Annotated in this window: 11 protein-coding genes and 1 pseudogene; 2 read left to right on the top strand and 10 right to left on the bottom strand. The window is 48.1% G+C overall.

Features of this window, described 5'->3' with window-relative positions:
* Positions 1–177 precede the first annotated feature (177 nt).
* Genes ACAN56_RS34005 through ACAN56_RS33970 form a run of 8 tightly spaced genes read right to left on the bottom strand, consistent with a single transcriptional unit; the run spans position 178 to position 9,434 of the window.
* Positions 178–705 (bottom strand): hemerythrin domain-containing protein, encoded by a 528-nt coding sequence (locus ACAN56_RS34005; protein ID WP_379148360.1) that lies wholly within the window; start codon positions 703–705, stop codon positions 178–180.
* A 24-nt stretch (positions 706–729) separates the two neighbouring features.
* A complete protein-coding gene (locus ACAN56_RS34000) occupies positions 730–1,377 on the bottom strand; it encodes a response regulator (RefSeq protein ID WP_038591872.1) in 648 nt (215 codons plus the stop codon).
* 7 nt (positions 1,378–1,384) lie between these two features.
* On the bottom strand, positions 1,385–2,437 hold the full coding sequence (locus tag ACAN56_RS33995; RefSeq protein ID WP_379148356.1) for a sensor histidine kinase: 1,053 nt from the start codon (positions 2,435–2,437) through the stop codon (positions 1,385–1,387).
* 11 nt (positions 2,438–2,448) lie between these two features.
* On the bottom strand, positions 2,449–2,907 hold the full coding sequence (locus ACAN56_RS33990) for a GAF domain-containing protein (protein ID WP_379148353.1): 459 nt from the start codon (positions 2,905–2,907) through the stop codon (positions 2,449–2,451).
* A gap of 49 nt (positions 2,908–2,956) precedes the next feature.
* Positions 2,957–3,643 carry a respiratory nitrate reductase subunit gamma gene (gene narI / locus ACAN56_RS33985; RefSeq protein WP_038591863.1) on the bottom strand — a complete coding sequence of 229 codons (687 nt, stop codon included), beginning with the start codon at positions 3,641–3,643 and terminating at the stop codon, positions 2,957–2,959.
* Entirely contained in the window at positions 3,640–4,206 is a 567-nt protein-coding gene (narJ, locus tag ACAN56_RS33980; RefSeq protein ID WP_379148349.1) for a nitrate reductase molybdenum cofactor assembly chaperone, read from the bottom strand. The genes narI and narJ overlap by 4 nt, the downstream gene beginning before the upstream one ends.
* A complete protein-coding gene (gene narH / locus ACAN56_RS33975; protein ID WP_379148346.1) occupies positions 4,199–5,770 on the bottom strand; it encodes a nitrate reductase subunit beta in 1,572 nt (523 codons plus the stop codon). The genes narJ and narH overlap by 8 nt, the downstream gene beginning before the upstream one ends.
* Complete coding sequence (locus ACAN56_RS33970) at positions 5,760–9,434, bottom strand: nitrate reductase subunit alpha (RefSeq protein ID WP_379148344.1); 3,675 nt, start codon at positions 9,432–9,434, stop codon at positions 5,760–5,762. Before ACAN56_RS33970 ends, narH begins: the two co-directional genes overlap by 11 nt.
* 318 nt (positions 9,435–9,752) lie before the next feature.
* On the opposite strand from ACAN56_RS33970, the gene ACAN56_RS33965 reads away from it, so the two are divergent.
* Complete coding sequence (locus ACAN56_RS33965) at positions 9,753–10,172, top strand: hemerythrin domain-containing protein (protein WP_379148341.1); 420 nt, start codon at positions 9,753–9,755, stop codon at positions 10,170–10,172.
* Between the two features lie 16 nt (positions 10,173–10,188).
* On the opposite strand, the pseudogene ACAN56_RS33960 reads toward ACAN56_RS33965, so the two are convergent.
* Positions 10,189–10,614 (bottom strand): annotated as a pseudogene (locus tag ACAN56_RS33960) (RrF2 family transcriptional regulator); the annotation flags it as partial.
* A 151-nt stretch (positions 10,615–10,765) separates the two neighbouring features.
* Here ACAN56_RS33960 and hmpA point away from each other — a divergent pair.
* Entirely contained in the window at positions 10,766–11,947 is a 1,182-nt protein-coding gene (hmpA, locus tag ACAN56_RS33955) for an NO-inducible flavohemoprotein (protein ID WP_379148424.1), read from the top strand.
* Between the two features lie 65 nt (positions 11,948–12,012).
* Here hmpA and ACAN56_RS33950 read toward each other — a convergent pair whose 3' ends face one another.
* On the bottom strand, positions 12,013–12,393 hold the full coding sequence (locus ACAN56_RS33950) for a DUF488 domain-containing protein (protein ID WP_379148338.1): 381 nt from the start codon (positions 12,391–12,393) through the stop codon (positions 12,013–12,015).
* Positions 12,394–13,701: the final 1,308 nt, after the last annotated feature.

Genomic DNA, 13,701 nt, shown 5'->3' with positions numbered 1-13,701 from the left:
GACTGCTTATGCTTTCGAAGCGAGCTTTCCTACGGAAAGCTTTCAGCCGGTCGCTATCGCTCCTACAGTTCCAAAATCCCCCTCCGTCGCACCGCTCCCTTTTCTCAAGTTTCAATCTCAATCTATATAGCTACAAAGCATAAAAAAGCCGCTTCAAGAAGAAGCAGCTTGTGTGTTTCAGGTGATGAGCGTATTTAGTTTCTGGCATAACCGCTCTTTGTCCAAGGCATTCATCTGATTTTCGGCCATCGGATAAATGACATTCTCCTCTTTTACAAAGTGCACAGTCAATACTTCAAAAGCTTCACCGGCATATCTCACAGCTTCACGGATCTCTTCAAGTGTCATCAGCTCTATCCCGCTATTCGTGTGATGCAGGAAATGGCCGATATATCCGTCAATTTCGCTGTGTTCCTCCTGGATACCGACAAGCGGCCCTTGTTCAAAACCGATATAAGTACCCAACAGCGGAAAAAAATGTATTTCTTCCTTCGCTGTATGCTTCTTCAGCGGACCGGTAAAATCGAGGACCCCTTTACGCAGCTCTTGAAGCCGTGTCCTGCCTTCTTCCACACTTATCGTTTCCTGTTCAAACCAAAGCACGATGGCATGCCATTCTTCCATAAGAAAAGACAGATAACGGTGTTCGTTCTCAAGAATGCGCATGGCGGGTGTTGTAAACTGCAATTCTGCAAAATCCGGCACGCAAGCATAACCTCCATTCACCGGTTAGAAATCCAGCATTTTTTTCCTTAATGCATATTCAACCAGCTCAGGCCGGCTTTTAAGATTTAATTTCTCCATGATTTTAGCTTTGTGGGCTTCAACTGTTTTGACGGAGATGAACAGCTTCTCAGCAATTTCCTTGTTGCCGTATCCCTTGGCGATGAGCGGTAGAATCTCCAGTTCCCGTTTCGACAACAGTTCGAACAGGTCTTCTGTGCTGACGGTCTTATCCTTTTTGATGAACTCCCGGACTAGAGAAGTCGCCATCTTGGGATGAATATAGGTGCCGCCTTCATAAATGGTCCGAATGGCCAGCAATAGCTCCTCGTCCGGCGCGCTTTTGAGGACATATCCGGAAGCTCCGTTCTTGAGTACATGGAATAAGTATTCCTCATCATCATGCATCGTCAGAATCAGGATTTTGGTATCCGGGTAATCCTCTTTAATCTTGCCTGTCGCAATCAGTCCGCTTTCTCCCGGCGGCATGCTCAGATCCATGATCAGAATATCCGGCCGGAATTTGGCTACCATGGCATAAGCTTCTCTTCCGTCTGCCGCCGCTCCGATCACTTCGATATCATCCTGAAAATTCAGGATCATGGAGAATCCGCTGCGTACTATCGCATGGTCGTCTGCAATGACGATCTTCATCAGAATCTCATTCCTTCCCTTGAGCAAATCCTACAGGAACCTGTAAAAGGATTCTTGTACCTCTGCCAATACCTGAATCTACATTGAAAGTACCGCCTACCAATTCCGCCCGTTCCTGCATGCCAAAGAGGCCAAGTCCGGTTCCGCTAGGTTCGTCTCCCAATTTAAAGCCGGTTCCTTCATCTTCGACCAGGAGCCGCAGGACACCGTCTTTCTCTGTAAGAGTAACTTTGACCGTGTCTACTTGGGCATACTTTAGCGCGTTCAAAACGGCTTCCTGGCAAACCCGGTACATGACGGTCTCGATTTCACTCTCATAGCGCTTCTCTGAAAGCTGAGATTTATATTCGATTACAAGGCCATAGCTTTGTTCCATCCGTTTGAAGTGGGACCGGAATGCAGCTTCCAATCCGAAATCATCGAGTGCCGCAGGTCTAAGCTCTACTGAGAGGTTGCGGATATCATTCAGCAGCCGGGTCATTGATACCTCAGTCTGCTTCACTTTCCTCAGCAGCTGCTCGTCAGATGTCATATATTTGAGTACGCGAAGATCAATGACGGCGCTCATCAACTCCTGGGCAACACTGTCATGCAGCTCACGGGATATCCGTTTGCGTTCATTCTCCTGCGCTTCTATCACATGTTTCATCATTTTGTTCTGATAAAACTTCTCTTGCGTTTTGAACTGTCTGGTTAAATCCCTCAGCATAAATACCCGGATACCTTGCTCGTAATCAATGGTATGAAACGTAGCGGCATAAGGAACAATCCCTTTGTCTTTGGTTTCCAGGTAAACTTGATAGGATGTAAAATCCTCGGAGTCCGGTGTATTGAAATAACAGTTAAGGCAGGTGCGCAGTTCCGTTTCACTGGTATACCCCCGGCAAGTTCCACAAAGAGCCTGGGGATTTCCCTGATAAAGCTGCTTCAGGATATCCTTGTCTACGATATTCTCAGCAGCCGGATTCATTGCCAGGGCTTTCCCTTCCCGGTCAAAAAAGAACATGGCCTCCATGCTGTTCTCAAACAGCTTCGTCATTAACAGATTCGGCAGATCCATTCCGGGTACCCTCAACTCAGCAACAATTCCTTCCCGTTCAAGTCTCCAATACCTTTACGCGCAACTGTCTCCAAGGCGTGCAGCATTTCTTCGGTTACCTGCTCTTCTCCCCTGAATCCTCCAAGCAGTACACCTGCGACGCGGGCATCATTCCATATGGGTACAGCGCCAATGCTGTTCAAATTCTCCATCTTAGTAATGGGATAGTTAAACAATGTATCAGGCTGCACATGTTTCTGTACAGAAGAGAGTGAAAACGGTTTTCCGGTCTTGAACACGATTCCCGCAATTCCTCTTCCCGATTGCAGCACAATCCGTTTGAAACGGTCATTCGTATTGCCGGAGGCGTATTTCCATCGGATCACATAGTCATATTCTGCTGGTTCAGCAAGGGCCATTGACATAAAATCATAACCTAAAACCTTGCGGATCTGATCTAGCTCCTTTTGGTAATTCACCGTATTTGTCATCGTTCTCTCTCCTAATTGAACAGGGAAAGAAGTTTTCGCTTGCTTTCCTTTAATTCGATTTATTTCTTCTGTATAGAATATAACTTCTGCCTACATAATTCAATGGAACACTCCATACATGGACTAAGCGGGTGAACGGCCAAAAGGCAAAAATGGCAAAGCCGGACAGGATGTGCAGCTTGAAGGAAAACGGCACACTTTCCATAAGTGACGGATCCGGTCTGAACATGAAGAGGCCCCGGAACCAGACGGAAATCGTCTCACGGTAATCAAACTCGGGCTGTACGGCATTGGTTACGATTGTGGAGTACATTCCCATAAAGACAATAAAGAGCAGCAGTGAATTGACAATCAAATCGGAGGCACTGCTGAGCCGGCGGACATTCTTGATCGTAAAGCGGCGGGAGGTCAGAATGATCATCCCCAGCAACGTGGCTACTCCGAAAAATCCGCCAATATACACCGCGCCTATGTGGTAAAGATGTTCATTGACACCGATTGCCTCCATCCATGACTTCGGTATGGCGAGACCGCCGACATGGCCAAAAATGACCGGAATAATCCCAAGATGGAATAAGATACTTCCATATTTCAGCTGTTTCTTTTCAATGAATTCACTGGATTTCGCCGTCCAGTTAAACTGATCCTTGCGGTAGCGGAAGATATGTCCGCCGATAAAGACCACCATACAAATGTAAGGGAAAATAACCCATAGAAACTGAGCAAACATATTCATTGACTGGGGGCCTCCTGTCGGGCACAAGCTTTAAATGTTTCACGCAATCCCTTCACCAGGTGGAAATAGGGACTTTTATTCTTATCAAGCGCCTTGAGCAGATGATAGGTGCCATCCTCAAGAATCGCAATCAGCATCCCGAAATTCTCAGGCGCTGACGGATCTTCAAGCCATTCTGCAGCATACAGAAACTCACACATCAGCGGAAGATAATCGGGCAGCTCCCCTTCCGGCATTTGCAGCCCGAACATTTCGTATAATAGCTTCAGTTTGGCCAGCATCTGTCCGCGTTCTTTGGCATCTTCAAATTTAAAATAGGTCATGTACAGGGCGCAGTCTTTCTGGAAATCAAAAGTGGCCGCATAACTCTCCTGAATCTCTTCCAGGCTGAAGTTTTGCATCAGTGACCAGTAGGTGTGCACATGGGCGTAACCCGGGTGGCCGCTGCTGAACGCCTCTTCCAGAAAAGCCGGATGAAAATCCAGCTTCTCCGGGTACATAAGCTGCAGGGCGAAATATCCGAAGGATTGCTTGAAATCATACAATTTGATCAGATCAATCACGCCAAATCCCTCCGTAGAAGTTCTCTTCATACATTTCCTTGCCGTTCTTCATCGTGGTTCCTGCAGCACTGGCCGGGCCGCAGCCGTCACAGCCGGAGCCGGAGCCCATATCACCCATGCTATTGCCATAGCCGGTCGAACCTTGGGCACGATAAGGGTTCATATGCTGTTCTCTGTGGGAAGTCGGAATCACAAAGCGGTCTTCATATTTGGCGATGGCAAGCAGCCGGTACATCTGTTCCGTCTGATGCGCAGTCATGCCTACACGATCCAGACGGCTTAGGTCGAATTCCTGACCTGTGGATTTGGCGCGCATATATGAGCGCATCATTGCCATCCGCTGCAAGGCTTCTTTGACCGTCTGCGTGTCACCTGCAGTCAGCATGTTGGCCAAATACTGGATTGGAGTACGCATTTCTTCGATAGCCGGGAAGATCTGATCCGGATTCTTCAGCGAATCTTTTCCTTCAAAATAATTCATGATCGGACTAAGCGGCGGCACATACCAAACCATTGGCAGCGTCCGGTATTCCGGATGAAGCGGGAATGCCAGCTTGTGCTCGATGGCAAGCTTGTAGACCGGGGAGTTCTGGGCTGCCTCCAGCCAGTCTTCAGAAATGCCGTCTTTTCTTGCCTGGGCGATCACTTCCGGATCATGCGGATTCATAAACAGATCACATTGTGCTTTATACAGGTCCTTCTCGTCCGGCGTCGAAGCGGCATCAAGGACTTTGTCAGCGTCATATAGCAGAACGCCCAAATAGCGAATCCGGCCGGTACAAGTCTCGGAGCAGACCGTTGGCAAGCCCGCTTCCACGCGAGGGAAGCAGAAGGTACATTTCTCCGCCTTGTTGGTCTGCCAGTTAAAGTACACCTTCTTATACGGACAGCCAGTCATGCAATATCTCCAGCCGCGGCAGGCTTCCTGGTCGACGAGCACAATTCCGTCTTCATCCCGTTTGTACATCGCACCGGAAGGACAGGACGCGACACAACTCGGATTAAGGCAGTGTTCACAAAGGCGGGGCAGATAGATCATAAAGGATTTTTCGAAGTTGAATTTGATCTCTTCCTCAATTTTCTGGATGTTCGGATCCAGCGGTCCGGTTACATGCGCTCCCGCGAGATCATCTTCCCAGTTCGGCCCCCATTCCAGATCCATCTTCTCACCCGTTACCGCCGAATGTGCCCGTGCGACCGGGGAATGTTTTTGTTCACCTGCATTCGTCAAATGTTCGTAATTGTAAGTCCACGGCTCATAGTAATCCTTCATTTCCGGCATGTCTGGATTGTAGAAGATTTTGCCGAGCGCGATCTTGGACAGCTTATTGCCTGACTTCAGCTCCAGCTTTCCTTTACGCAGCTTCCAGCCGCCTTTATAGAGCTCCTGGTCTTCCCAACGTTTCGGATAGCCGATCCCCGGCTTTGTTTCAACGTTGTTGAACCACATATATTCCGCGCCTTTACGGTTAGTCCAGGTTGTCTTGCAGGTGACACTGCATGTGTGGCAGCCAATGCATTTATCCAGATTCATTACCATTGCTACTTGCGCTTTAATTTTCAAGCCAGTTAACCTCCTTCATTTTGCGTACGGCTACGTAGACATCCCGCTGGTTGCCGATTGGACCATAGTAGTTGAAACCGTAGCTGAGCTGTGCGTATCCGCCCACCATCTGAGTAGGCTTCAAATGAATTCGTGTAGGAGCATTATGGCTTCCGCCGCGAGTATCCGTGATCTCAGAGCCTGGTACTTGAATATGCTTGTCCTGGGCGTGGTACATAAACATGGTGCCTCTCGGCATCCGGTGGCTGACGACTGCGCGTGCGGTTACGACACCGTTGCGGTTGTATACTTCCAGCCAGTCATTATCAGAAATCTGATGCGCTTCGGCATCCTCATTATTGATCCATACGGTTGGACCCCCGCGGAACAAGGTCAGCATGTGCTGGTTATCCTGGTAGGTAGAGTGGATATTCCACTTGCCATGCGGTGTCAAATACCGTAGTACAAGCGAATCCTGTCCGCCTTTCACTGCCTTATCACGCGGTCCGAAGACCATCGGCGGCAAGGTGGGCTTATAGACTGGCAGCGATTCTCCAAACTGCAGGAAGATCTCATGGTCAATATAGAAATGCTGTCTTCCGGTCAAGGTACGGAAAGGAACAAGACGTTCGATATTGGTTGTGAACGGCGAATAACGGCGGCCCTGCTTATTCGAGCCGCTGAATACCGGTGTGGGAATGACTTCCCTCGGCTGAGCGGTGATGCTTTGGAACGTAATCTTCTCTGCTGCCCGGTCAGCCGAGATATCTCTGAGCTCAACGCCCGAATCTTTCTCCGCTTGCGCGTAAGCCTTCTGCGATACGCGGCCATTGGTAGCCGATGACAGATGAAGGATCGTATCTGCCGCCTGGCGGGCAGTTTGAAGTTTTGGCAGTCCGTTTTTGATTGAATCGTCGAAATGAACCCCGCTTATCTGCTTCAATTCCTCGTATTCTTCGGCGACAGAGAAGCTGATGCCATGTGCCCCTGCTTTGCCGGTTGCGAGGTTGGGTCCGAGCGAGATGTATTTATCATGTATTTGGGTATAGTCCCGTTCTACAATGCTTAGGTTTGGCATTGTTTTACCCGGAATCGCTTCAATCTCGCCTTTGGCCCAGTCTTTGACAAGACCCATAGGCTGTGAAATCTCGCTTACCGAGTCATGGCCGAGAGGTGTTGAGACAAGGTCTTTGTAGACGCCAGGCAGATGTGATTTCGCCATTTCGGAGAAAACCTCCGCAAGCTGGCGGTAAATATCCCAGTCCGAACGCGATTCCCAGAGCGGGTTCACAGCCGGATTGAACGGGTGAACAAAGGGATGCATGTCTGTTGATGACAGATCTGTTTTCTCATACCAGGTGGCCGCAGGCAAAACAATATCTGCATACAGCGGCGTTGTGGTCATCCGGAAATCCAGGGCAACCATCAGATCCAGCTTGCCTTCCACATCTTCCCGCCAGATAATTTCCTCCGGCTTCTGCTCTTCATTCGGCTCGGCGAGCAGCCCGTCGGAAGCTCCCAGCAAATGCTTCATGAAATACTCCTGCCCTTTCGCGGAGCTTGAGATCAGGTTCGAGCGCCAGATAAACAGTGAACGCGGGAAGTTCTCAGGAGCGCCCGGATCTTCCACTGCAAAGCGGGTTTTACGCGATTTGATTTCTTCCAGAGTGTGGCTAATTATTTCGGCATTGGACTTCTTGCCTTGCTGCGCAGCTTCTTCCGCGAACAGCAGGCTGTTCTTATTGAACTGCGGAAAGGACGGCAGCCAGCCGAGACGTGCAGCCAGCACGTTATAGTCAGCCGGATGCTGATAAGCTACCTCTCCGCCAGTCGGCGATTTCAGCGAATCCGTGCCGTTCTCCTCATAACGCCATTGCTCAGTTGCAAAGTAGAAAAATGATGTGGCATTTTGCTGACGGGACGCACCCTGCCAGTCTTTGGCAAAGGCAATAGTTGACCATCCTTCGATCGGGCGGCATTTCTCTTGACCGACATAATGCGCCCAGCCCCCGCCATTGACACCTTGTGAAGCGGTGAGCATCACCAGATTCAAGATGGAACGGTAGATGGTGTCACTGTTGAACCAGTGATTGATCCCAGCCCCCATGATAATCATCGAACGTCCGCCCGTATCAATCGCGTTCTGGGCAAATTCACGGGCAATTTGAACAACGACACTTGATTTCACACTCGTAATTTTCTCCTGCCAGGCAGGCGTGTAAAGAGAGAATTCATCAGTGTAGTCCTTGGCGTTCAGCGGGCTGGCTGTACGAGCGATGCCGTACTGGCTCATCATCAAATCATAAACAGTCGCAACAACCTGTTCTGTACCGTCTGCCAGCTGGATTGTTTTGACCGGGATCATCCGTCTGAACGTACCGTTACCGGCATTATCGAAGTAAGGGAATACAATTTCTGTCCACTTTTCTCCATGACCTTCAATGCTCAGCGCCGGCTCCACTTTGCTTCCATCTTCACGTTCAAGGATCAGGTTCCATTGCTTGCCTTCTTCCCAGCGCTGGCCCATGGTCCCATTGGGAACGATGAATTCACTGGCTGACTCATCAAAGATGACCGGTTTCCAGTCTGAATGCTGCGATGTCTCACCGAGGTCGCTCGCCCGGAGAAAACGTCCGCCTTTCAAGGCATCTTCATGCGTGTCCAGCAAAATCAGAAAAGGCATGTCTGTATATTGCTTGGCATAATTCAGGAACATCGGTTCCTGGCGCTCATTATAGAACTCATTCAGAATTACATGCGTCATAGCCTGGGCGAGCGCGGCATCCGTACCGGGATTCGGCGCCAGCCAGTTGTCGGCGAATTTGACGTTTTCCGCGAGATCCGGTGCCACCGATACTACCTTGGTTCCCTTATACCGCACTTCCGTCATGAAGTGTGCATCCGGTGTCCGGGTAAGCGGCACATTGGACCCCCACATCATCAAATAGCCAGCATTGTACCAGTCAGAAGATTCCGGCACATCTGTCTGCTCACCCCAAATTTGCGGAGATGCCGGAGGAAGATCGGCGTACCAGTCATAGAAGCTCAGCATTTGACCGCCCAGGAGCGAGATGAAGCGCGCACCCGAAGCATAGCTGACCATCGACATGGCCGGAATAGGTGTGAAGCCGGCAATCCGGTCGGGACCGTATTTTCTAATGGTATAAATCAGTTGTGCCGAAATGAGGTGGAGTACATCGTTCCATCCCACTCGGATATGGCCGCCTTTGCCGCGGGCCTTCTTGTAAAGGTCAGCCTTCGCAGGATCTTCTACAATGCTGGCCCATGCGTCGACGTAATTGTCATGCTCGGACAGCGCCGTTTGCCACAGACGCCACAGCTTCCCTCTTACATAGGGATATTTCACGCGCAGGGGACTGTATTCGTACCACGAAAATGTAGCTCCACGGGGACAGCCGCGCGGTTCGAATTCCGGCATATCCGGCCCGCAGGAAGGATAATCAATCTGCTGGTTCTCCCAGGTAATAATTCCGTTCTTCACAAATACCTTCCAGCTGCAGGAACCTGTACAATTGACTCCGTGAGTGGTGCGGACTACTTTATCATGAGACCAGCGCTGGCGGTACATATTCTCCCAATCCCGGTTTTTCTCCTCAAGAATGGACCAGTTCCCGGAATAGCTTTCAATTGGCTTGAAAAAGTTGAGACCATATTTTTTCTTCATCGATTACGAACACTCCTTTGCAGAATGAAGGACAGGGTTGCGTAAAAATATACATTCATTCAATTAATCTCATTATGGATCCCCCTGGCGATACTTCCCATTAGGGAATCGCCTATTGCGCCGCGGGAATTCCCTTGATCTGAATAAAAAGCAAAAAAAGCCTTCCTCGCTGAGAGAAAAGCTGTGCGGTGTACTTGATGATTAGGGATATTAGCTCCTATTAGGGAGTTCCCTGTTTGTGATCCGTGGAATTCCTTAGCGGGAATTCCACTGCTTTCTGGTGTGCTATACTGAAAAAAAAACGAGAGGATGAGCCACATGACAGGTCCTTCATTGCGCCAGTTGCACGCCCATCATGCCATTCATCAAGGCGGGCTGTCCGGTGCTATAGCTAAAACTGAAGAAGTGGAAGAGCTTCTGGAAGCAAAAGAATTCGAGGTGGCGCGCCAAGCGGCCGATCATTTGATTGAGTATTGGGAGACGCGAATCATTAGCCACGCCGATGCGGAGGAAGACGGATTCTATCAGGAAGTAGCCGATAAGAATCCTCACTTGCAAGACGCAGTTAAGCAGCTGACACGTGATCATGAACTGCTGCGAATCATAGTAAAAGATGTGAAAGCAATGCTTGCTGAAGACGGACTCATTCCTGAGGTGATTCGTCAGTTCCATGCCCTGTTGGTTGTGAACTCCATTCATAGCCGGGATGAGGAACGGCTGTTGTTAGCGGAGGCGTGACCTTCTCCTGCTGTTGAAGAATAGCACGCAGGTCATCTTTGTTGATTAATAAATCCTGCAGCGTATATTCATTTAGCACCTGCAGATAGGCTTGAAGTGCTCTGGCAAGTGCTCCTTTAAGTCCACAAACCGGGGAGATCGGACAACTGCCGCCTGAAGGATTGAAGCACTCGACAAGATAGAAGTCGTCTTCCATCCGGCGTACGACCTCCCCAATGTTTATCTCTTCAGGTGTCCGGGCAAGCCGTATACCTCCCCCCCGCCCTCTTACAGTTTCAATATATCCCGCCTTTCCTAATTCGTGTGAGACCTTCATCAAATGATTTTTGGAGATATGATAAGCGTTCGATATGTCTTGTATGGTTGAAAGCTCATTTCGCTGCTTTGATCCAAGATAGAGGAGGATTCGCAAAGAAAAATCTGTATACAAAGTAAGTCTCATATTTCCCTCCAATTGTTGGTATAGTAAGTGATATTTATTACAAATAATATCATATATATTGTCCATTTTGTTAAAGTGGTATTTTAAATATATCTTTTAACTTAAAATGAGTATATATTAAATTTGTAACATTTGAGAGGAGCTGATCGTTATTTTATCACAGGAAACCAGGGATATTGTCAAATCCACAGCACCCGTATTGGCCGAACATGGCACAACCATTACATCAGTGTTTTACCGGAATTTGTTCGAAGCCCATCCAGAACTTCTTAATGTATTTAACCATGCCAACCAGGCGCAAGGCCGCCAGCAGGCTGCACTTGCCAATGCGGTGTACGCAGCAGCCGTCCACATTGACAACCTTGAGAATATCCTGCCTGCGGTTGTCCAGATTGCACACAAGCATGTCAGTCTTGGCATTAAACCGGAGCATTACCCGATCGTCGGCGAATTTTTACTGAAAGCCATCAAGGAAGTGCTGGGTGATGCCGCCACCGATGAAATTCTCAAAGCATGGGAAGAAGCCTACGGCGTCATCGCAGGTGCCTTTATCGGCGTTGAAGACAGCATGTATAAAGAAGCGCGTGAACAGGAAAATGGCTGGAATTTCTTCAAACCGTTCACTGTTGCGCGCAAAGTACAAGAAAGCACCAACATTACATCGTTCTATCTTAAACCGGCAGACGGTTCCAATGTACCGGATTATAAGCCAGGACAGTATATCTCTGTACGTGTCTTAATACCTGGCGAGAAGTACACCATGATCCGTCAGTACAGCCTTTCGCAAGCGCCAAAAGCGGATGAATTCCGCATTTCCGTGAAACGTGAAGCCGATAATGATCCGAATGGCGTCGTCTCGCTTTATCTTCATGAGCAGGTTGCAGAAGGAGATTCCGTCGAAGTAAGCGCCCCGGCGGGTGAGTTTTTGCTGGATGCCACCAAAACAACGCCTGTGGCCTTTATCTCTGGCGGTGTGGGCATCACGCCGATGATAAGCATGTTCGAAACCGTTGCGGCAGCAACGCCGGACCGGCCGGCTGTATTCCTGCATTCTGCGCGGAATGAAGCACTGGCCGCTTTCCGTAAAGATGTCGAGAAACATGCATCTGCTATGAGCAATGTTAAGACCAAAACCTTCTATTCCGGTGGTCCGGATGGAGTAATTACAGGCGAAGTCCTAAAGTCATATGTAGATATTACAGGGGATGCCTATGTTTGCGGTCCGGTACCTTTTATGGAAGCGATGATTCGTGAACTGCATGCGCTCGGAATGAAAGAAGAACAAATTCACTATGAGTTTTTCGGCCCAGCCCTGCAATTGGACAACAACTAGTAATACCTAAACACATAGGCCGCTTCCCGGATCTTAGTCGATCCCGGGGGGCGGCCTGTACTTTTTTATCGGGAAATAAGCCATTCAAGCAGGACGTTCGCATGATTGTGAACAGGATCTTTTGCTCCATAAACCAAAGTAACCTCTTGTTCCAGCACCAGTTCATCAATCTTCGCAGCAAGTCTGCCACGCTCCGGGTCTTCCTCCAGCTCCTTGATATAGCTGCTTGTGAATCCCGCAAACCGCCCTGGCTCATGGCCGAACCATTTTCGCAGCTCCGGGCTGGGGGCAATCTCCTTCATCCATTCGTCAATTGCGGCTTCTTGTTTGGAAATGCCACGGGGCCACAGCCTGTCTACCAGTATCCGGTACCCATCCTCTGGCTCAGCTTCCTCATAAATCCGCTTCAGCCTGAGATGATTATTTTGTTTTTTATGCAGCACCATGATTAACGATCCTCCTTGTTTTTGTCATCATATTATAAACAATCAAGGCTTATTAAGGATATAAATAAAAGCTTCGATTTGTGGTGCTAGTTTCCGGCAACTCCTCCATAAGAGAGAGCTTATTCAGGAGTCTAAGTACGACACTCCTGAACAAGCTCAATCAGAAACNTAAACAATCAAGGCTTATTAAGGATATAAATAAAAGCTTCGATTTGTGGTGCTAGTTTCCGGCAACTCCTCCATAAGAGAGAGCTTATTCAGGAGTCTAAGTACGACACTCCTGAACAAGCTCAATCAGAAACCTTTCAATAAATCTACTTTATGATGTCCTGGCAATCGCTTAAGCGGGGCGAGGCTGGCCCAAGCCCAATTGAGCAGAGCCAATTCAGCACTACCTCATGCAGCACGTTGATGTTGTCTACCACTAATATGCTTGCCGGAGTTCTATTCGTATACCCCTGTTAATACGGGCTTTCGAAATTCCGGATAGTGTCTAATTCCCGGACGCTGTAAAATATCCTATATATAAACATTTCTTCTATATGGGAATTGGCCGTGACTACAGAGAATGTTTGGACTTCCGCCCGTTGTAGAATCCGCTCATTCTCCTCCTCCCTGTTCACCCGATGCAATTTCATAGTAGGATATAGTAGTATTATCTTTCCTGTACATCTGAACAAATCAATGCATAGAAGTTAGACATGTTAAAAAAGTCGCGTTTCCGTCCTAGCTACTAGACACGCTGCAGAAAAAAAACCCGTCAGCTTGGTTTAGTTCGATGGGTTATTTAATGTATGCCCGATTCTCAAACCATCAACGAACAAAATAAACACCAGCTAACTTCGTCTTACGATCTAAACACAAAGTACAGTTTGACCACAAAATATATATCAGCATATAAAGAAGAAAAGCCAATCCTAACAATGGATTTGGCTTTTCTTTGGGTAGAATTCCCCTTTTATATAGACCGTTAAGAAATCATCATTTGACAAACGTCAGAAAAATCTGTATTAATTGTCCACTCTAAACGTCTAACCCATTCGTTTTGAACTTCTACAGGAGCATTACTTACCCTTATAAGGATATTCAATACTTTATATACACAACATGCTTTTAATTGTTCTGACGAAATGGATAAGGGATAATGGGATATGTATTCATTTATAAATGCTGTATTCAGTAAAAGTGCTTTTCAGAGTAATGAAGCCCCGTTAGAATTCCTGTAATACGAATAATTTGGAGTTTGAACAAAAACGAGCGCCTCTGTACGATGGGATTATGCAACGGGTCAAAAGCCCTTAAAATCCA

The organism is Paenibacillus paludis (assembly GCF_042610515.1).
Lineage (GTDB): Bacteria > Bacillota > Bacilli > Paenibacillales > Paenibacillaceae > Paenibacillus_AQ.
Note: the sequence above shows the minus strand (reverse complement) of the source record. Positions and strands in the feature narration are given on the sequence as shown.